The 18,770-nt window shown below is 73.2% G+C and carries 16 protein-coding genes and 1 riboswitch; of the genes, 8 read left to right on the top strand and 8 right to left on the bottom strand.

Going from position 1 to position 18,770, the window contains the following annotated elements:
• From H4F90_RS13080 to H4F90_RS13055, 6 genes are all read right to left on the bottom strand, one after another.
• Complete coding sequence (locus tag H4F90_RS13080; RefSeq protein WP_182665306.1) at nt 1-399, bottom strand: CidA/LrgA family protein; 399 nt, start codon at nt 397-399, stop codon at nt 1-3.
• The gene (locus H4F90_RS13075) at nt 396-1,142 is read right to left on the bottom strand and encodes a YoaK family protein (protein WP_182665304.1); all 747 of its coding nucleotides are present in this window, start codon (nt 1,140-1,142) and stop codon (nt 396-398) included. The genes H4F90_RS13080 and H4F90_RS13075 overlap by 4 nt, the downstream gene beginning before the upstream one ends.
• A gap of 19 nt (nt 1,143-1,161) precedes the next feature.
• Entirely contained in the window at nt 1,162-2,298 is a 1,137-nt protein-coding gene (gene glcE / locus H4F90_RS13070) for a glycolate oxidase subunit GlcE (RefSeq protein WP_182665302.1), read from the bottom strand.
• Nucleotides 2,299-2,332: 34 nt separating this feature from the next.
• The gene (locus H4F90_RS13065; RefSeq protein WP_182665300.1) at nt 2,333-3,877 is read right to left on the bottom strand and encodes an FAD-linked oxidase C-terminal domain-containing protein; all 1,545 of its coding nucleotides are present in this window, start codon (nt 3,875-3,877) and stop codon (nt 2,333-2,335) included.
• 91 nt (nt 3,878-3,968) lie between these two features.
• Complete coding sequence (locus tag H4F90_RS13060; protein WP_328700930.1) at nt 3,969-5,180, bottom strand: FIST signal transduction protein; 1,212 nt, start codon at nt 5,178-5,180, stop codon at nt 3,969-3,971.
• Nucleotides 5,177-5,896, bottom strand: a complete 720-nt coding sequence (locus H4F90_RS13055; RefSeq protein WP_182665298.1) for a PhaM family polyhydroxyalkanoate granule multifunctional regulatory protein — start codon at nt 5,894-5,896, stop codon at nt 5,177-5,179. Before H4F90_RS13055 ends, H4F90_RS13060 begins: the two co-directional genes overlap by 4 nt.
• 88 nt (nt 5,897-5,984) lie before the next feature.
• Between H4F90_RS13055 and H4F90_RS13050 the strand changes: the two genes are divergently transcribed.
• The 3 genes from H4F90_RS13050 to H4F90_RS13040 all read left to right on the top strand — a co-directional run bounded on the left by H4F90_RS13050 (nt 5,985) and on the right by H4F90_RS13040 (nt 8,624).
• On the top strand, nt 5,985-7,085 hold the full coding sequence (locus H4F90_RS13050; protein WP_182665297.1) for a DUF3108 domain-containing protein: 1,101 nt from the start codon (nt 5,985-5,987) through the stop codon (nt 7,083-7,085).
• Nucleotides 7,086-7,197: 112 nt separating this feature from the next.
• On the top strand, nt 7,198-7,488 hold the full coding sequence (locus H4F90_RS13045) for a BTH_I0359 family protein (RefSeq protein WP_182665295.1): 291 nt from the start codon (nt 7,198-7,200) through the stop codon (nt 7,486-7,488).
• A 65-nt stretch (nt 7,489-7,553) separates the two neighbouring features.
• A complete protein-coding gene (locus H4F90_RS13040; protein ID WP_182665482.1) occupies nt 7,554-8,624 on the top strand; it encodes a homocysteine S-methyltransferase family protein in 1,071 nt (356 codons plus the stop codon).
• Between the two features lie 27 nt (nt 8,625-8,651).
• Here H4F90_RS13040 and H4F90_RS13035 read toward each other — a convergent pair whose 3' ends face one another.
• Nucleotides 8,652-9,152: a hypothetical protein gene (locus tag H4F90_RS13035; RefSeq protein WP_182665293.1), complete on the bottom strand. Its 501-nt coding sequence runs from the start codon at nt 9,150-9,152 to the stop codon at nt 8,652-8,654.
• A 186-nt stretch (nt 9,153-9,338) separates the two neighbouring features.
• Between H4F90_RS13035 and H4F90_RS13030 the strand changes: the two genes are divergently transcribed.
• The 4 genes from H4F90_RS13030 (at nt 9,339) to H4F90_RS13015 (ending at nt 16,157) form a co-directional block, all read left to right on the top strand.
• Complete coding sequence (locus tag H4F90_RS13030) at nt 9,339-11,147, top strand: DUF1800 domain-containing protein (protein ID WP_182665291.1); 1,809 nt, start codon at nt 9,339-9,341, stop codon at nt 11,145-11,147.
• A gap of 13 nt (nt 11,148-11,160) precedes the next feature.
• Complete coding sequence (locus H4F90_RS13025; RefSeq protein WP_182665290.1) at nt 11,161-12,378, top strand: DUF1501 domain-containing protein; 1,218 nt, start codon at nt 11,161-11,163, stop codon at nt 12,376-12,378.
• A 39-nt stretch (nt 12,379-12,417) separates the two neighbouring features.
• A riboswitch (S-adenosyl-L-homocysteine riboswitch) is annotated at nt 12,418-12,516 on the top strand.
• A gap of 17 nt (nt 12,517-12,533) precedes the next feature.
• Entirely contained in the window at nt 12,534-15,269 is a 2,736-nt protein-coding gene (gene metH / locus H4F90_RS13020; RefSeq protein ID WP_182665288.1) for a methionine synthase, read from the top strand.
• A gap of 159 nt (nt 15,270-15,428) precedes the next feature.
• Nucleotides 15,429-16,157: a glycine zipper 2TM domain-containing protein gene (locus H4F90_RS13015; protein ID WP_182665286.1), complete on the top strand. Its 729-nt coding sequence runs from the start codon at nt 15,429-15,431 to the stop codon at nt 16,155-16,157.
• Nucleotides 16,158-16,210: 53 nt separating this feature from the next.
• Here H4F90_RS13015 and H4F90_RS13010 read toward each other — a convergent pair whose 3' ends face one another.
• Nucleotides 16,211-17,731 carry a YifB family Mg chelatase-like AAA ATPase gene (locus H4F90_RS13010; protein WP_182665284.1) on the bottom strand — a complete coding sequence of 507 codons (1,521 nt, stop codon included), beginning with the start codon at nt 17,729-17,731 and terminating at the stop codon, nt 16,211-16,213.
• A gap of 242 nt (nt 17,732-17,973) precedes the next feature.
• On the opposite strand from H4F90_RS13010, the gene H4F90_RS13005 reads away from it, so the two are divergent.
• Nucleotides 17,974-18,747, top strand: a complete 774-nt coding sequence (locus H4F90_RS13005; protein WP_182665282.1) for a TorF family putative porin — start codon at nt 17,974-17,976, stop codon at nt 18,745-18,747.
• Nucleotides 18,748-18,770: the final 23 nt, after the last annotated feature.

Below are 18,770 nucleotides of genomic sequence, written 5' to 3'. Positions count from 1 at the left end.
TCAGCGCGGCGGCGGGCCGGCGGCGCCCTCGGCGGGCAGGGCGTGCTCGGCATCGCGCTCGGCCGCCGGCAGCAGGGCGCGCAGCAGCGCGGCGGTGGCGGCCAGGCCGAGCAGGGTCGAGACCAGGATCACCGCCAGCAGCTTCAGGCCATGGCGGTCCAGCAGCTCCAGGTGCGTGATCACCCCGACGCCAACCGGCACGAAGAGCAGCGAGAGGTGGCCCAGCAGCAGCTGCGCGATGGCGGCCACCGGCGCCCGCAGCGCCTCGATCTGCAGCGCCGCCAGCAACAGCAGCAGGCCCAGCACCGGACCGGGCAGGGCCAGGCGGGCGATCTGCACCAGCGCCTCGCCGGCCGCCTGCAACAGCAGCAGCAGGGCCAGGCCGCGCAGTGCGTTCACGCCGTCGCCTCGCGCGGGCCCGGTGCACGCGCGGCCAGCGCCAGCCAGGCCAGGCCCAGGGCCAGCGGCAGCACGGCGCTGAAGCCGAAGCGCGCGAAGCCCCAGGCCCCGAGCACGCCGCCGCCGAAGAAGCTGCCGAGCAGGCCGGCGTGGAGCCGCAGGCGCCTGCGGTTCGCGCGCACCCTGGACTGTTCCGGCGTGCCGCGGCGGTGCCAGACCAGCAGCTTGCCGAGTTCGATGCCCAGGTCGGTGATCACGCCCGTCATGTGGGTGGTGCGGATCTGCGACTGCGAGACCTTGCTGACCAGGGCGTTCTGCAGCCCCATCATGAAGGCCAGGAGCAGCACCGTCAGCGGCACGCTCAGCGGATGCAGGCCGTCGATCCGCGCACCCAGCAGGCCGAAGACCAGCATCAGCGCGGCCTGCAGCAGCAGCGGACCGCGGTAGGGCGAACGCCGGCCGCGCAGGCCCGTGGCCAGGCGCGGATCGAGCCGGGCGTGGCCGACCATCCAGGCCGTGCAGGCCGCCCCCGCGGTGAAGGCCAGCAGCGCCCCCAGGCCGGCGGCCACCGTGCCCAGGCGCCCCAGCACCAGCTCGTCGGCCACCGAAGAGACGATGCCGGTCATGTGCGAGGTGTAGACGCCGACGGCCAGGAAGCCGCCGGCATTCACCGCACCGGCCACCGCGGCCAGCAGCAGGCCGAGGCGGCGGTCGGTGTCGGGATGGCGCTCGCTGGCCAGCATGCTCGGCCCGCCTGCGGCCTCAGGCGGTGATCAGCCGGCCCGGGCTGAGCACGCCGGCCGGGTCGAAGGCGGCCTTGACCTGGCGGTGCAGGCGCATGAGCACCGGGCCGAGCGGGGCCCGGCCGGCCTCGGCGCGAACCGCCGGATCGGCACTGCGCCAGAGCTGCGCATGGCCGCCGAGCCGGGTGGCTGCGGCCCGCACCGTGGCGGCTGGGGCCTCGCTCAGCCACCAGCGTTGCGCGCCCCCCCATTCGATCAGCTGCTCGCCGCGCAGGCCGGCGACCGGCGCGGCGGTCGAGGGCAGGCTCATCCGCCACAGCGCGGCGCGACCTGCGCGCAGGGCCGCGTCGGCCTGCTCGAAGTACTCGTCGCGCTGGTCGCGCAGGCCGGTCCAGAAGGGTCCGGCCTGCGCCGGATCGACCGGCTCGCCGCCCGCCTCGGCCGCCAGGGCCGCCTGGGCGGCCGCCACCGCGGCCCGGGCGCCCGAGAGGCGCAGCAGCAGGCTGCCGGCCCACCAGGCGCTGGCGCTCAGCGGCAGCGGCCGGCCGGCCCAGCGGTTCAGGCGTTCCAGGGCGGTGGCCTCGTCACAGCTGAAGTGCAGGGTGGCGCTGGCCGGCGGCTCGGGCAGGACCTTGAGCGAGACCTCGGCGATCAGGCCCAGCTCGCCCATCGAGCCGGCCAGCAGCCGGGCCAGGTCGTAGCCGGCGACGTTCTTCATCACCTGGCCGCCGAAGCTCAGCAGCTCGCCGCGCCCGTTGACCACGGTCGCGCCCAGCACGTAGTCGCGCACGCTGCCCGCCGTGGCGCGTGCCGGCCCGGCCAGACCGGCCGCGACCATGCCGCCCACCGTGCCGGCGGCCTGGCCATCGGCCCCGGGCAGCCGTGGCGGCTCGAAGGGCAGGCACTGGCCTTGCGCGGCCAGGGTGGCTTCGAGCTCGGCCAGCGGCGTGCCCGCACGGGCGGTGACGACCAGCTCGGTCGGCTCGTAGCTGCTGATGCCCTGCAGGGCCAGGGTGGAGAGCGGTTCGCCCTCGGGCACCCCTCCCAGGAAGGCCTTGCTGCCGTGGCCGGTGATCGCCAGCGGCGTGCCGGCGGCGCTGGCCGCGCGGATGCGCTCGATCAGCGCCTGCAGTTCGGGGGTGGACTCGGGAAGCATGGGCAGGGTGGGGCGCAGGCCGCGGCGCGACGGGTCAGAAGCGCGGCAGCTCGGGGAAGGGCAGCAGGCCGCGCTTGACGTGCATCTTTCCGTACTCGGCGCAGCGGGCGTGGCTGGGGATGAGCTTGCCCGGGTTGAGCAGGCCCAGCGGGTCGAAGGCCGCCTTGAAGGCCAGCATCTGCGCGCGCTCCTCGGGGCTGAACTGCACGCACATGGAGTTGAGCTTCTCGATGCCCACGCCGTGCTCGCCGGTGACGGTGCCGCCCATCGCGACGCTGGTCTCCAGGATGTCGGCGCCGAAGGCCTCGGCGCGGTGCAGCTGCTCGGGGTCGTTGGCGTCGAAGAGGATGAGCGGGTGCAGGTTGCCGTCGCCGGCGTGGAAGACGTTCAGGCAGCGCAGGCCGTGCTTGTCCTCCATCGCGGCGATGGCGGTGAGGATGTCGGCCAGGCGCTTGCGCGGGATGGTCGAGTCCATGCACATGTAGTCCGGGCTGATGCGCCCGCTGGCCGGGAAGGCGTTCTTGCGGCCGCTCCAGAAGCGCAGGCGCTGGGCCTCGTCCTGGCTGACCTCGATGCGCGTGGCGCCGGCGCCGCGCAGCACCTCGCTCATGCGGCCGATCTCTTCCTCGACCTCCTCGGGCGTGCCGTCGCTCTCGCACAGCAGGATGGCGGCGGCGTCCAGGTCGTAGCCGGCGTGGACGAAGTCCTCGACCGCGGCGGTCATGGGCTTGTCCATCATCTCCAGGCCGGCCGGGATGATGCCGGCGCCGATCACCGCGGCCACCGCCGCGCCGGCCGACTGCACGTCCGGGAAGCCGGCCATGATGCAGCGCGCCAGCTGCGGCTTGGGCACCAGCTTGACGGTCACCTCCACCGTCACGCCCAGCATGCCTTCGCTGCCGACGTAGGCGGCCAGCAGGTCCAGGCCGGGGGCGTCCAGCGCCTCGCCCCCCAGGGTGAAGGGCTCGCCCTCGACGGTGTAGCCGCGCACCTTCAGCACGTTGTGCACGGTCAGGCCGTACTTCAGGCAGTGCACGCCGCCCGAGTTCTCGGCCACGTTGCCGCCGATGGTGCAGGCGATCTGGCTGCTCGGGTCGGGCGCGTAGTACAGGCCGTGGGGGGCCGCGGCCTCGCTGATGGCCAGGTTGCGCACGCCGCTCTGCACGACGGCCGTGCGGGCCTGCGGATCCACCTTGAGGATGCGGTTGAACTTGGCCAGCGAGAGCACCAGGCCGTGGCGGTGCGGCATGGCGCCGCCCGAGAGGCCGGTGCCGGCGCCGCGGGCGACCACCGGCACGCCCAGCAGGTGGCAGGCGCGCAGCACGGCGGCGACCTGGTCCTCGGTCTCGGGCAGGGCGACGGCCAGCGGTTGCTCGCGGTAGGCCGTCAGGCCGTCGCACTCGTAGGGCGTGGTGTCCTCGGCCTGCCACAGCAGGGCGTGGGCCGGCAGCAGGGGCTGCAGCTGGGCCAGCAGCTGGGCCTGGCGGCCGGCGCGGTCCAGACCGGGCGGGAGCCGTTCCGGGTCGGGCCGGGCGGCCGGATCGGCCTGCAGCCGCGCGGCGGAGAGGGGCGCATTCATGCGGATCGCTCGCGGAAGGAAGACGGCCGCTCTGGAGGGCGGGCGGCCGGGGCCCCGAGCTTACGTGCGAAGCCTTGGCCGTGCGTCGGCCTCAGGCGGGCGCCGTGAACACCGTCAGCACCCCGGTGTAGCCATAGAGGTGGTGGTGACCGATCTCCCCGGCCGCGAAGAAGCCGGCCAGCGGCAGGGCCTCGGCCTCCCCGCCCAGCGCATGCCGCAGCAGCTCCATTTCGGCCGAGGGCGCACCGAAATGCGCGCCGCCACGGCCGGTGCAGCTGGCGTAGAGCGCAGCGACCATGCGGCGACCACCCGGGGCAGGCGACCCGTCGAGCGGCAGCTCCTCGGGTTCCAGCGTGCTGCGGATCTCGGCCCCCAGGCGCAGCAGGTCGCGCCGCGCGGCGTCGGCGTCGCGGCGGCAGAAGCTCAGGGTCTGGCCGGGCTCGACGGCCTCGGCCACGGCGATCGCACGCCGCGCCGGGTCCAGGCCGACCAGGTGGCGCACCCGCTCATCGGGGCCGAAGAGGCCGCCGCGGCGTGCGCTCCGGGCGCCGTCGTCCCCGAGCGCGACCAGGGTCTGGCGCAGGCGGCCGAGCATCTCGCGCGGGCGGTTCTCGTCCAGCCCCAGCTCGCGCAGCAGCACGTCGAGGGCCGGCTCGCCGTCCAGGCGGTAGACGATCTGCCGCTCGGCCTCGTCGATGCGGTGGATCCGGCCGAGCGGCTGGCAACCCTGGCTGACGCGCGAGACCAGCGCGATCTCGGCATCGAAAGCCACCCCCGAAAGCCCCCCGGCGCAGACCCCGTCGGCGAAGCTCAGCGCCCGGCTGCGTGCCGAGGCCAGGCCGCCGAAGAGGTAGCCGCTGGCCATGCGCTGGCTCAGCTCCTTGATCAGCTCGTCCAGGTCCGGCGTTGCCGGGTCGGCATGCACCTGCGCGACATGGGCCGGGAAGACCTCGGCCGGCGGCAGCGGCTGGCGGCCGGAAAAGACGCGGAAGTGCGCGCGCGGCAGGTCGCAGAGCATCAGGACCAGGGCCGGCTCGTCGAAATACTCCACGCCGCCCGCGCACAGGCCGGCCGCGCTGGCGCCCACCCAGGCCACGCCCGGCCATTGCCGGGCCAGCGCGGCCAGCACCGCCTCGGCCTGCGCGGCATGGGCTTCGGCGAGGTAGCACCAGCCCAGGGTCGGTGCGGCAGGGGCCTGGGCCTCCAGCTGGGCCAGGGCCAGGCCCAGGGCCATCGAAGCGTCCGGGTGGCTGGCGTGCGCGGCCGCGAAGACCGGTGCCGTGGCGTGCCGGGCGGCCTTCACCGGCGGCGCGTCGGGCTGTCGCCGGCGGCGGGTGCGGCCCGCTTGGCGGCGGGCTTGCGCGCGGGCCGGGCGGAGGCCGCGGGCGCGTCGTCGCTGCCGCCCTCGGCGCTGCTCGGGCCCGCCTTGGCGCGGCGCGCCCCGGCGCTGCGGGCAACGGCCTCGACCGCTTCGCGGGCCGGTGCCAGGCCGGCCTGCAGCGTCTGGCCCGCCGCGTCCAGGCCCTGCTGCATCAGCTTGGCCGGGTCGACCGCCGCATCCTTGACGGCCTGGGTCGCGATCTCGGTGAACTGCTGGGTCAGGGCCGACCACCACTGGGTCGGGTCGATCAGCTTCGGCGCGGCTTCGCTGGCCGGCGCAGCCTCGGGCTCGGCGGCTGGCGGCGTTGCCGCGGCGGCCGGCGCCGTCGGCGGGATCGGCTTGATCCGCAGCGCCTCGCGCAGGTCGGCCACCTGCACATTCATCGTTTTCAGGGTCGACAGCGTCATGCGCTGCACCTCCAGCGCCTGGATGGTGGTGCCGATCAGCCGCGCGTTCTGTTCAAGCCAGAACTGCACGGTGCGCAGTTCCTCGATGCGCTTCTCCAGCTCCTGCGGATCGAGCGTGGGCGCGACCCACTGGCCGACGCCAGGCAGCGCCGAGCTGGCGCCCTTGATCATCGTCTGCAGGAAGTCGAAGCCGGGGACCATGGTGCTGAAGTCGGGGGCGTTGCTGGCCATCGTGGCGCTCCGGGAACGGGAAAGAGTGCGCGGGATTGTGCCCAGCGGGCGGGCGTCTGCGGGGCCGGCCGGCGCGGATACTTGGCCCATGCCCCCGCGTCCCCTGAGCCAACGCCTGCTGCTGCTGGCCCTGGCCGTGCTGGTCCTGCACCTGCTGGTGCTGCGCGCTTGCGCGGCGCAGGACGAGCCGCCGGCGGTTTCCCCGCCGCCCCCCGATGCCCCGCGGGCCGTGCAGGCGCTGCAGACCCCGGCCCCGCCGGCTCCGCCGCTCGCTGCGCCACCGGCCCCGCCGCGGCCCGAAAGGCCGGCGTTCCTCCCGGTGGCGGCCGCATCGGAGCCGGCGCCCTCGGCGGCCTGCCCGGTCGAGGCCGCCCGTGCGGCGTCCGCCCCGGCACGGGCGGCGGCCAAGCCGGTCGCGCCCAAGCCGGCCCCGCGTCCGGCGGCGCCGGCCTCCGCCGAGGCCGGCGGGGGGGATCGGCCCGCGGCCGCCGCCCCGGCCGCCGGCGGGGCGGCCGAGGCGCTGCCGCCGACCCGCATCCCGCCCGCCATCCAGTGGCGCTACCGGCTCAGCCGGGGCGGCCTGGTCGGCGAGGGCAGCCTGCGCTGGGCGCCCGGTCCCCAGGGCTACACGCTGGAACTGCGCGGCGAGCTGCCGCTGATCGGCACGGTGCTGACCCAGGTCAGCCGCGGCGGCTTCGATGCCGCCGGCCTCGCGCCGCAGCGCTTCACCGACCGCCGCCTGCGTCGCCCGGAACAGGCGGCCAACTTCCGGCGCGAACCGGGCCAGCCGCTGCAGGTCAGCTTCTCCGGCCCCTCGGCGGTGCACACCCTGCCCCCGGGCAGCCAGGACCGGCTCAGCGTGATGGTGCAGATCGCCGCGCTGGCCGCCGCCTGGACGCAGCCGCCCGAAGCCGCGTTCGTGCTGCACGTGGTCGGTGCGCGTGGTGACCTGGCCGAATGGCATCTGCGCGTGCTCGGCGAGGAGAACCTGCGCCTGGTCGGCGGCGAGACCGTGCGCGCCCTCAAGCTGCTGCGCGAGCCCGAGGACGAGCACGACACCCGCGCCGAGCTCTGGCTGGACCCGGCCCATGGCCACCTGCCGATCCGCATCCGCCTGAGCGATGGCCGTGGCGATCCGCTGGACCTGCTCCGCAAGACGGCCGAGGAGCCGCCGGCCACCGCCCCCTGAACCGGCGGCGGCCCGCGGGCCGGTCCGGCCGGAGCGGGCTTGAATCCTGCGTGGGCGGGCGCATCTGGTCCCGGTGTCCACAAGGCGCCGCCCCGGTGCCTCAGGAGGTTCCATGCAGGTGCTCTACCAATCCGACCGCTATGTGGTGCTCTCGCTCGATGCGCCGGCCGGCACGCCGCTGCGCGATGCCGACGGCCGCCCGCTGCCGGCCAGCCTGCAGCGCGGCAGCTTCGAGATCCTGGACAAGACGGCCGGCCGCGACCTCTTCCTGGAGGGCGCGCTGGCCGAGAGCTTCCGCGAAGGCGCGCTGGCCCTGGCCGCCTCGGAGCCCGACGAGGAAGCCATCGAGGCCTACCTCGACGGCTACACCCACCTGCCAAGCCAGCCCCTGGTGCAGCACTGAGGGCCTCGCGAAGGGGCAGCGGTCAGGGTTGTCCCGGGCGGGCTTTCTACAATCACCGCATGGACATGCCCACCACCCTTCCCATCGAACGTCGCCCCTACACCCGCGGGGCCGCGCTGGCCGAGCAGATGGCCAAGCGCATCGTCATCCTGGACGGTGCGATGGGCACCATGATCCAGCGCTACAAGCTGGGCGAGGCCGACTACCGCGGCGAGCGCTTCAAGGACCATCCCAAGGACCTGAAGGGCAACAACGAGCTGCTGGTCTTCACCCGGCCCGACGTGATCTCGGCCATCCATGAGGGCTATCTGGCCGCCGGGGCGGACCTGATCGAGACCAACACCTTCGGCGCGACCACCGTCGCCCAGGAGGACTACGACCTGGCCTCGGTCGCCCGCGAGATGAACGTGGCCGGCGCCCGCCTGGCCCGCGCCGCCTGCGACAAGTTCAGCACGCCGGACAAGCCGCGTTTCGTGGCCGGCGCCTTCGGCCCCACGCCCAAGACCGCCAGCATCAGCCCGGACGTGAACGACCCGGGCGCGCGCAACGTCGACTTCGAGACCCTGCGCGCGGCCTATTACGAGCAGGGCGAGGCCCTGCTGGAAGGCGGGGCGGATGTCTTCCTGGTCGAGACCATCTTCGACACGCTGAACGCCAAGGCCGCGATCTTCGCCATCGACGAGCTCTTCGAAGCCACCGGCGAACGCCTGCCCATCATCATCAGCGGCACGGTGACCGATGCCTCGGGCCGCATCCTCAGCGGCCAGACGGTGACCGCCTTCTGGCATTCGGTGCGTCATGCGCATCCCATCGCCATCGGCCTGAACTGCGCGCTCGGTGCCGCGCTGATGCGGCCCTACATCGAGGAGCTGCACAAGGCCGCGCCCGATGTCTACCTGTCCTGCTACCCGAACGCTGGCCTGCCCAATCCCATGAGCGACACCGGCTTCGACGAGACGCCGGAGGTCACGGGCCGCATGGTCGAGGGCTTTGCGCAGGCGGGCTTCCTGAACATCGCCGGCGGCTGCTGCGGCACGACCCCGGAGCACATCGCCGAGATCGCCAAGCGCGTGAGCGCCTACCAGCCGCGTGCCCGGCGCAGCGGCTGGCTGAGCGGCCTGGGTGACGGCGTCTGATCGCGGCCCGGCCCCGGGGCGGGAGCCTCAGGGCCGGTCGCGCAGCAGCAGTTCGACGGCCTCGCCCTCGGCCGCTCCGGCGGCCCGCACCCGGCCGGACTCGATGCCGCGTCGCAGCAGCTGCTCCCGGATCCGCTCGACCCGCTCGGCCGCCTGGCTGGCGGCCGCGGTCCCGCGCAAGCCGGCGTCGGCCGGTGCCCGCACCAGCACCTCGCTGACCGCGGCATGCGGCTTGAAGCCGATCGCCAGCTGTTCGAGCACCGCCTGCAGCGGCGGCTTCACCGCGGTCTGGCCCGGGGCATGGGCATGGCGCAAAGGCACGCGAACGCGCAGCACCGGACCGCGTGCCTGCACCTGCACCGGGGTGCCCGCCAGGGCATCGGCCAGACGCTGCTGCTGAGCCGCCAGGGCGGGTGACAGGCCGGAAGCCGGTCGGCCCGGCGAGCCTGGCAGTCCCGCGCAGCCGGCCAGCAGCAGGCCCGAGGCGGCGGCTTGCAGCGCCCGGCGCCGCGGGTGGTCGACGGGCACAAGGGGGTGCGGGTGCAAGCGCATGGCCCCATTGCACCCCGGGAGGCCGGGCCCTGCAAGCCGACGGGCAACTTGCCTGCGCCGCGCCCGCCCGGCCGGGAATCCAGATTTTCTGGACCCCTCCCCGCGCCGGAGCCTGCCAGCATGCAGGCCTTCTCCCTGACGTCGCCCCCGCGCCTGTTCCCCATGCCTGCCCTCCTCGCGCCCCGACGGCTTGCCCTGCTGCTCGGCCTGCTGGCCAGCCTGGTCCAGGCGGCCCCATCCTCCGAAGGTCTGGATGACCTTCGGCCCCTCCCTGCGGCGCAGTGGGATGCCGCCGCGGCCGCCCACCTGCTGCAGCGGGCCGGCTTCGGCGGCCGGCCCGAGGAGATCGAGGCCACCGTCCGCCTGGGCCCGCAGGAGGCCGTGCGCCGCCTGGTGCGCTGGCAGACGGTGCCGGAGGACTTCCAGCCCTTCGACGCGTCCGAGCTGCCCGAGCCCGACCTGGACCGCTTCCCGCCCTCGCGTCCCGCCGCGACCGAGGCCGCCAAGCGCGAGGGCCAGGCCCTGGGCGTGGCCGTCAAGCCAGCCGGCAGCCGCCGCCTGCAGCCGGTCACCGACACCTTCTTCTACTGGCTGCGCGCCAGCCGCCTGGAAACCCATCGCCTGGCCTACTGGTGGGCTGGCCGCATGCTGGTCACGCCACGGCCGCTGCAGGAAAAGATGGCGCTGTTCTGGCATGGCCACTTCGCGACCAGCGAGGAGAAGGTGCGTGACGTGCGCAAGATGGCGCGCCAGAACCAGCTGCTGCGCGAGAAGGGCAACGGCCGCTTCCGCGAGCTGATGCTCGGCATCGCCCAGGACCCGGCCATGCTGGCCTACCTGGACGCCGGGGTGAACGTGAAGGGCGCGCCGAACGAGAACTTCGCGCGCGAAATCATGGAGATGTTCACCCTCGGCGTCGGCCACTACAGCGAGGCCGACATCCGCGAGGCGGCGCGCGCCTTCACCGGCTGGAACGCGCAGGGCCTGCGCTTCGCGATCGACCCGGCCCGGCACGACGACGGCGTCAAGCGCCTGTTCGGACGCGAGGGCCGCTTCGGCGGCGAGGACGTGATCGACATCCTGCTGGCCCAGCCGGCCTGCGCCGAGTACCTGGCGGGCAAGCTGCACGCCTATTTCGTGCGCGACGAGGCTTCGCCCGCCCTGCGCCGCGCGCTGGGCCAGCGCCTGCGCGACAGCGGCTACGACCTGGCCGATTTCCTGGAGACGCTCTTCCTCTCGCGCGACTTCTACAGCGCGCCCTCGCGGGCCAGCCGCATCCGTCCGCCGGTGGAGCTGGTCGTCGGCACCTACCGCCTGGCCGGCCTCACCCAGATGCCCGGCGTGCCGGATTTCAACCAGGTCACCGAGGTCCTGGGCCAGAAGCTCTTCTACCCGCCGACGGTGGCGGGCTGGGCACCGGGCCGGGCCTGGATCACGCCGGGCCTGCTGATGGCGCGGGCGAACTTCGCCTACGAGCTGCTGAACCCCGAGATCACCTTCCTGCCGCCCGACCGCTACCCGACCAAGGAATACAAGATCCAGGAAGTCGGCGAGAAGCTGGCCCTGGGCCAGAACGTCAGCGAGGCCACCCGCCTGGACGGGCAGGAGCTGGGCTCGCAGTCCATGCAGCTGGCCGACCGCGACGAGGACTTCAACACCCGCCTGGCCAGCTACCGCGGCTGGCAGATGGCGATCGAGCGGGTCAAGCCCATCCCGCGCACCACCGCCCGCCTGGACCTGGCCGGCCTGGTGCAGGCGGCCGGTGCGCGCACGGCGGCCGAGGCGGTCGACGCCCTGCTGCGCCGCTTCGTCGTGGGGCCGGTGTCGCCGGCCTCGCGGGCCGGCCTGATCGACTTCCTGCGCGGCCAGCTCGGCACCGAGGACCTCGCCCCCGCCCGCAGCTACCTGGAGCAGCCGCTGCGCCAGACCCTGCACCTGATCCTGGCCTTGCCCGAATACCAGCTCGGCTGACGCCGCCCCTGCCATGAAGCCTGTTTCCCACGCCCCCTGCGGCCTGCCGCGCCGCGCCCTCCTGCAAGCGGGTCTGGCGATGAGCCTGCCCGGCGCCTTGCAGCGCGCCGTGGCGGCCGCGCCGGCCGCCCCCGGGGGCCGGCCGCGCATCCTCGTCGTGCTGGAGCTGTCCGGCGGCAACGACGGGCTCAACACCCTCGTGCCCTACGGCGACGACGCCTACTACCGCCACCGGCCCCGCCTGGGCATCCGTCCCGAGAAGCTGCGGCGCATCGACGACCACTTCGGCTTCAACCCCGGCCTGGCCGGCTTCGAGCGGCTCTACAAGGACGGCAAGATGGCCATCGTGCATGGCTGCGGCTATGCGCAGCCGTCCTTCTCGCACTTCACCTCGATGGCCTACTGGCACACCGGCGCCCCGAATGCCGGCGAGGACAGCGGCTGGGTCGGACGCCTGGCCGATGCCATGGACCCGGCCGCCACGCCGGGCTTCCTGGTCAATGTCGACGAGGTGCAGTCCCTGGCCGTGCGCGCGCGCCGCCACCTGGCCCTGGGCTTCGACGACCCGCGGCGCTTCGTCCGCAAGGGCCTGCACGAGACCCGGCCGCTGCTGGACGCCGCCGTGCCGCCGGCGCCCGAGGACCCGCCCGCCCTGCGCTTCATGCGCGAGGTGGCGGTCTCGGCCCGCGACAGCTCGCAGCGCGTGCGCGAAGCCTGGGCCCGCTACAAGTCGCCGGTGGACTACGGCATCGTGCCGCTGGACCTGCCGAAGATCGCCGCGATGATCGACGCCGGCCTGCCGACCCGGCTGTACTACACCGCCTACCGCCACAACGCCTTCGACACCCATGTGCAGCAGGCCGAGCTGCACCAGCGCCTGCTGACCTACACGGCCGACGCGATCGCCGGCTTCCAGCGCGACCTGGAGCGCATCGGCCGCGCCGACGAGGTGATGCTGCTGGTCTTCTCCGAGTTCGGCCGCCGCGTGCCGGAGAACACCAGCCTGGGCACCGACCACGGCACGGCCAACCAGATGTACCTGATCGGCCGCGGGGTGCGCGGCGGCCACCACGGCCAGCCGCCCAGCCTCACGGCCCTGGATGCGGGCGACAACCTGATCCACACCACCGACTTCCGGCGCGTCTACGCCAGCGTGATCGAAGGCTGGCTCGGCGCTGACGCGGGGGCGGTGTTGCGCGGGCGCTTCGAGACCCTGCCGCTCTTCGCCTGAGCGCGGCCGGCCGGCGGGTGGCCGGCCGCTAAACTTGAAGGGCTCGAGGAGCGTTGCGACGGCCCCGTCCGGAGGGTCGCCAGGCTCGGGCAGGCGGGGGTCTTGCGGCCCCGGCCCCGGCAACGGCGCTCGCTTGTGAACGACCAAGCCGCGCCATGACTGCCCCCCACGCCTCCACCCCGTCCGTCCCCCCGATGCGCCTGTCCGGCCTGGAGCCGGTGGCCATCGACCGCGGTTCGCTCTTCGTCAACATCGGCGAGCGCACCAACGTGACCGGCTCCAAGGCCTTCGCCCGGATGATCCTGGAAGGCCGCTACGAGGACGCCCTGGCCGTGGCCCGCCAGCAGGTCGAGAACGGCGCCCAGGTCATCGACATCAACATGGACGAGGCCATGCTGGACAGCCAGGCCGCCATGGTGCGCTTCCTGAACCTGATCGCCGGCGAGCCCGAGATCGCCAAGGTGCCGATCATGATCGACAGCTCCAAGTGGAGCGTGATCGAAGCCGGCCTGCGCTGCATCCAGGGCAAGGGCATCGTCAACTCGATCAGCCTCAAGGAAGGCGAGGCCGAATTCCGGCGCCAGGCCACCCTGATCAAGCGCTACGGCGCGGCCACCGTGGTCATGGCCTTCGACGAGCAGGGCCAGGCCGACACCTACGCCCGCAAGACCGAGATCTGCGCGCGCGCCTACCGGATCCTGGTCGAGGAGCTGGGCTTCCCGCCCGAGGACATCGTCTTCGACCCCAACATCTTCGCCATCGCCACCGGCATCGAGGAGCACGACAACTACGCCGTCGACTTCATCGAGGCCACCCGCTGGATCAAGCAGAACCTGCCCGGGGCCAAGGTGAGCGGCGGCGTGTCCAACGTGAGCTTCAGCTTCCGCGGCAACGACCCGGTGCGCGAGGCCATCCACACCGTCTTCCTGTACCACGCGATCCAGGCCGGCATGGACATGGGCATCGTCAACGCCGGCATGGTGGGCGTGTACGACGACCTCGATGCCGAGCTGCGCGAGCGGGTGGAGGATGTGGTGCTCAATCGGCGCAAGGATGCCGGCGAGCGCCTGATCGAGATCGCCGACCGCGCGAAGAGCGCCGGCAAGGACGACAGCGCCCGCAACGCCTGGCGCGCACTGCCGATCGAGGAGCGCCTGAGCCATGCCCTGGTGCACGGCATCAACGAGTTCATCGTCGAGGACACCGAGACGGTCTGGCAGCAGATCGCCGCCCGCGGCGGCCGGCCGCTGCACGTGATCGAAGGTCCGCTGATGGCCGGCATGAACGTGGTCGGCGACCTGTTCGGCCAGGGCAAGATGTTCCTGCCCCAGGTGGTCAAGAGCGCGCGGGTGATGAAGCAGGCGGTGGCCCATCTGCTGCCCTACATCGAGGCCGAGAAGAAGGCCCTGATCGATGCCGGCGGCGAGGCCAAGCCCAAGGGCAAGATCGTCATCGCCACCGTCAAGGGCGATGTGCACGACATCGGCAAGAACATCGTCACGGTGGTCCTGCAGTGCAACAACTTCGAGGTCGTGAACATGGGGGTCATGGTCCCCTGCCAGGACATCCTGAAGAAGGCGAAGGAGGAGGGCGCGGACATCATCGGCCTGTCCGGCCTGATCACGCCCAGCCTGGAGGAGATGCAGCATGTGGCCGCCGAGATGGAGCGCGACGACTGGTTCCGCGCGCGCGGCACGCCGCTGCTGATCGGCGGCGCGACCTGCAGCCGCGTGCACACCGCGGTGAAGATCGCGCCCAAGTACACCGGCCCGGTCGTCTACGTGCCCGATGCCTCGCGCAGCGTCGGCGTCTGCGCCGAACTGCTGAGCGACGAGCGCGCCAAGGCCTTCATCGCCGAGCTGAACCGCGATTACGACAAGGTCCGCGAGCAGCATGCCAACAAGAAGGCCACGCCGATGGTCACGCTGGCCCAGGCCCGCGCGAACAAGACGCCGATCGACTGGTCGGCCTGGCAGCCGACGGTGCCGAGCTTCCTGGGCCGCCGCGTGTTCCGCAATGTCGACCTGAACGAGCTGGCCGCCTGCATCGACTGGGGCCCCTTCTTCCAGACCTGGGACCTGGCCGGCCCCTTCCCGGCCATCCTCAAGGACGAGGTGGTCGGCGCGGAGGCGCAGCGCGTCTTCAGCGACGGCAAGCGCATGCTCAAGCGCGCGATCGACGGCCGCTGGCTGCAGGCCCACGGCGTGGTCGGCCTGTACGCGGCCCAGCAGGTGGAGGACGATGACATCGCCTTCTACGCCGACGAGTCACGCCGCAAGCCGGCGCTGGTCTGGCATGGCCTGCGCATGCAGAGCGAGCGGCCGGTGGTCGACGGCGTCGCGCGGCCCAACCGCTGCCTGTCGGACTTCGTCGCGCCGGCCGGCGCGGCCAAGGACTATGCGGGGATGTTCGCCGTCGGCATCTTCGGGGCCGACGAGAAGGCCCGCGCCTTCGAGGCCGACCATGACGATTACAGCGCGATCATGATCAAGGCCATCGCCGACCGCCTGGCCGAAGCCTTCGCCGAGCGCCTGCACCAGCGCGTGCGCACCGAGTTCTGGGGCTACGCCGCGGCGGAGCAGCTCAGCAACGAGGCGCTGATCGCCGAGCAGTACCAGGGCATCCGCCCCGCGCCCGGCTACCCGGCCTGCCCGGACCACACCGTCAAGCGGGCGATGTTCGAGCTGCTGGCCGCGCAGGACATCGGCATGGGCCTGACCGAGCACCTGGCCATGACGCCGGCCTCGGCGGTCAGCGGCTTCTACATCGCCCATCCCGAAGCGGCCTACTTCAATGTCGGCAAGGTCGGCGAGGACCAGCTCGCCGACTGGGCGCGTCGCAATGCGCTCGACGAGGACGCGGCCCGCCGCGCGCTGTCGCCGCTGCTCTGAACCCCGGCCGCCGCCGGTGCACCGCCGTGCCGGCGGCTGCGTTGCATCCCGGGGCGGCTTGAACCGACCGAGGCTTTCCGGGTCGCAGGCAGGCCGCCCTGCGGCGAAGGGCATGCCGATCCACCCGGATCGGCCCCGTCGCCCGACCGAGGAGAACCCATGTCGATCCCCCTTCCCGACGCGGCCCAGCCGCGCATGCACCGCAGCAGTTTCGTGACCGGCCTGGTCGGCGGCGGCCTGATCGTGGCGGCCGCCCTCGGCTTGCGCGCCGTCATCGCGGCGGACGATCCGCCGCTTGCCTCGCCGGCCCCGGCCGTCGTCGCCGAAGCCGTGCCGGCCGAGCCCGCAATGGTCGAGACCGTCGAACCGTCGCCGGTCACGCCACCGCCCGCCGCGCGCAAGCCGGCGCCCGTCGAGAAGGCGGCTCAGGCGCGCCCCGCGCCGGTGAAGGTGGCCCAGGCCGAGGCGCCCAAGCCTGTGGCGGTCCACCCCGCGCCCGAGGTCGCGGCGCCGGCCGTGCCGGCCGATGCCACGCCATCGGCAGCCCCCGCGCTGTGCAGCGACTGCGCGCGGGTGATCGAGGTGCGCAGTGAACAGCGCAAGGGCGACCCCAGCGCGCTGGGCGCGATCGGCGGTGCCGTGGTCGGTGGTCTGCTCGGCAACCAGGTCGGCGGGGGCAGCGGCCGGTCGGTGGCGACCGTCGGCGGTGCCGTGGCCGGGGGCTTCGCCGGCCGGGAGCTGGAGAAGCACCTGAAGAAGAAGACCGTCTGGGTCACCGAGGTGCGCCTGCCCGAGGGGGGGCGTCGCAGCTTCGAGCAGGCCAGCGAGCCCGATTGGGCGGTTGGCGACGTCCTGGAAATCCGCGACGGCCGCCTGGTCCGCCGCTGAGCCAGCGCTCGAGCGGCCGCTGAGCGGTCGCCGGGGCCCCGGCCCGCGCGCCCTCAGCCGCCCGGGCCCAGCACGCGGCGCAGCTGGATGGCCTCCGCGACGTCGCCGGCCTGCAGGATCTCGCGGCCGTCCAGGTCGGCCACCGTCAGCGCCACCCGCAGCACGCGGTGGTGGCTGCGGGCCGACCAGCCGAGCCGGCTTCCCGCCTGCTGCAGCAGGGCATCCACCGCGGCCGGCCGGCGCGCGCAGGCGGCTTCCAGCGCCCCGGCTTCCAGCCGGCTGTTGAGCAGGCCCTGCCGCGCCTTCTGCCGGGCCTGGGCGGCGGCCACCCGTGCGGCCACTTGCGCGCTCGATTCGCCAGCCGGGGTGGCCAGCAGGGTCTCGGGCGGCAGGGCCGGTACCTCGACCTGAAGGTCCAGCCGGTCCAGCAGCGGCCCGCTGAGCCGGCCCTGGTAGCGGGCGACCGTTTCGGGGGTGCAGCGGCACCGGCCGCGGCGGTCGCCGGCCAGACCGCAGGGGCAGGGATTCATGGCCGCGATCAGCTGGAAGCGCGCCGGGAACTGCACGCGTCGCAGGGCCCGGGCGATCGCGATCCGGCCCGTCTCCAGCGGCTCGCGCAGCGCCTCCAGCGCCGGGCGGGGGAACTCCGGCAGCTCGTCGAGAAAGAGCAGGCCCTCGTGGGCCAGCGAGATTTCGCCCGGCCGCGGCGGGGCGCCCCCGCCCACCAGGGCCGCCGCGCTGGCGCCGTGGTGCGGTGCGCGCAGCACGCGCTCACCGAAGCGTTCGGGCACGAACAGGCCGGCCAGGCTCAACACGGCCGCCGATTCCAGCGCTGCCGCCTCGTCCAGCGGCGGCAGCAGGCCCGGCAGGCGCTGGGCCAGCATGGATTTGCCGCTGCCCGGTGGGCCGACCAGCAGCAGGCTGTGGCCGCCGGCTGCGGCAATCTCCAGCGCGCGCTTCGCCGCGGTCTGGCCCTTCACATCGCGCAGCTCGGGGCCGGGACCGGTTTCGGCCCGCGCCGGTGCGGTGGCCCGAGGCAGGGCGTGTGCGGCCTCGCCGGGCAGGCAGGCACGGACCACGTCGAGCAGGTGGTCGGCCGCGCAGACCCGCAGTCCCGGCACGCGGGCAGCTTCCTCGGCGCTGCGGCGCGGCAGGATCAGGCCCTGGGCGCTGCCCTCGCGGCGCAGGGCGAGGGCCAAGGCCAGGGCACCGCGCACCGGCCGCAGTTCGCCGGCCAGCGAAAGCTCGCCCGCGCAGGCCCAGCCCTGCAGCGCGGCCGGATCGATCTGGCCGCTGGCGGCCAGCACGCCCAGGGCGATCGGCAGGTCGAAGCGGCCGCCTTCCTTCGGCAGGTCGGCCGGGGCCAGGTTGACCGTGACGCGCTGGTTGGCCGGGAAGTTCAGGCCGCTGGTCTGCAGCGCGGCGCGGACCCGTTCGCGGGCTTCCTTGACCTCGGTGTCGGCCAGACCGACCAGGGTGAAGGCCGGCAGGCCGTTGGCCAGATGCACCTCGACCGTGACTTCCGGGGCCTGCAGCCCATCCAGGGCGCGGCTGTGAACGGTGGCGAGGCGCATGGTCGACATGGTGCGTGGCCCGGCCGTGGGCCACGATCCCGCTCGCGGGTGACGAGATTGCACGATATTGGTGCGACAGCTTGCCGTCAGCGCGTTTCAGCCCGTCCTTGGGGCGTGCCGACGCCTTCCTGTCCCAGTCGACGCCCGGGTCGCGCAGCAACAGGGCGTTGGCACGCCTCATGCAGACAGCCACAAAGCAGTTCGCTGCTGAACCTACGAACCAATCAACGGAGCCCACTCGCATGAAACTGAACGCCATCGCCCTTGCCGCCGTCCTGGCCGCTGCGTCCTTCGGCACCTTCGCTGCCGAGGAAGCCAAGTCCGACTGGACGATCACCGGCAACGCGGGCCTGTTCTCGGACTACCGGTTCCGCGGCATCTCGCAGACCGACAAGAAGCCGGCCTTCCAGGGTGGCTTCGACATCGCCCACAGCTCGGGCTTCTACGTCGGCAACTGGAACTCGAACATCGACAGCGAGTTCTTCAACGGGTCCAATCTTGAGATGGACTTCTACGGCGGCTACAAGACCGCAGTTGGTGACATCAGCCTGGACTTCGGCGGCCTCTACTACTACTACCCGAACAGCGACCGCACCGGCCGCCCGAAGATCAAGAACTTCGAGCTCTACGCCGGGGCCAGCTACGGCACCCTGAGCGCCAAGGTCTACTACCCGATCAGCGACTTCTTCAGCGTTGAGGACCTCGCCGGCCCGGGCGCCAAGAACGCCGCTGGCTCCTACTACCTGGACCTGTCGGGTTCGCATGACCTGGGCATGGGCTTCGGCCTGGTCGCCCACGTCGGCTACCAGAAGCTCAAGGGCGCCGCCAAGCTGACCGAGATCGACGGCACCGTCACCTCCAGCTATGTGGACTGGAAGCTCGGCGTGACCTACAGCTTCCCGAACGGCTTCGTCGCCGGCCTGTCGTACATCGACACCAACCGCGACTACGCCGGCGTGGGCGGCACCAAGATCAGCGGCAGCACCGCGGTCCTGTCGCTGGCCAAGACGTTCTGAGTCTTTCCTTCTTGAGGAGACCG

This window comes from Aquariibacter albus (assembly GCF_014145335.1).
Lineage (GTDB): Bacteria > Pseudomonadota > Gammaproteobacteria > Burkholderiales > Burkholderiaceae_C > Aquariibacter > Aquariibacter albus.
Note: the sequence above shows the minus strand (reverse complement) of the source record. Positions and strands in the feature narration are given on the sequence as shown.

Coding starts and splice junctions, on each gene's coding strand:
- H4F90_RS13075 (WP_182665304.1), bottom strand. CDS start 1,142: ATGCTGGCCAGCGAGCGCCATCCCGACACCGACCGCCGCCTCGGCCTG.
- glcE (WP_182665302.1), bottom strand. CDS start 2,298: ATGCTTCCCGAGTCCACCCCCGAACTGCAGGCGCTGATCGAGCGCATC.
- H4F90_RS13065 (WP_182665300.1), bottom strand. CDS start 3,877: ATGAATGCGCCCCTCTCCGCCGCGCGGCTGCAGGCCGATCCGGCCGCC.
- H4F90_RS13055 (WP_182665298.1), bottom strand. CDS start 5,896: ATGGCCAGCAACGCCCCCGACTTCAGCACCATGGTCCCCGGCTTCGAC.
- H4F90_RS13050 (WP_182665297.1), top strand. CDS start 5,985: ATGCCCCCGCGTCCCCTGAGCCAACGCCTGCTGCTGCTGGCCCTGGCC.
- H4F90_RS13045 (WP_182665295.1), top strand. CDS start 7,198: ATGCAGGTGCTCTACCAATCCGACCGCTATGTGGTGCTCTCGCTCGAT.
- H4F90_RS13040 (WP_182665482.1), top strand. CDS start 7,554: ATGCCCACCACCCTTCCCATCGAACGTCGCCCCTACACCCGCGGGGCC.
- H4F90_RS13030 (WP_182665291.1), top strand. CDS start 9,339: ATGCCTGCCCTCCTCGCGCCCCGACGGCTTGCCCTGCTGCTCGGCCTG.
- H4F90_RS13025 (WP_182665290.1), top strand. CDS start 11,161: ATGAAGCCTGTTTCCCACGCCCCCTGCGGCCTGCCGCGCCGCGCCCTC.
- metH (WP_182665288.1), top strand. CDS start 12,534: ATGACTGCCCCCCACGCCTCCACCCCGTCCGTCCCCCCGATGCGCCTG.
- H4F90_RS13015 (WP_182665286.1), top strand. CDS start 15,429: ATGTCGATCCCCCTTCCCGACGCGGCCCAGCCGCGCATGCACCGCAGC.
- H4F90_RS13010 (WP_182665284.1), bottom strand. CDS start 17,731: ATGCGCCTCGCCACCGTTCACAGCCGCGCCCTGGATGGGCTGCAGGCC.
- H4F90_RS13005 (WP_182665282.1), top strand. CDS start 17,974: ATGAAACTGAACGCCATCGCCCTTGCCGCCGTCCTGGCCGCTGCGTCC.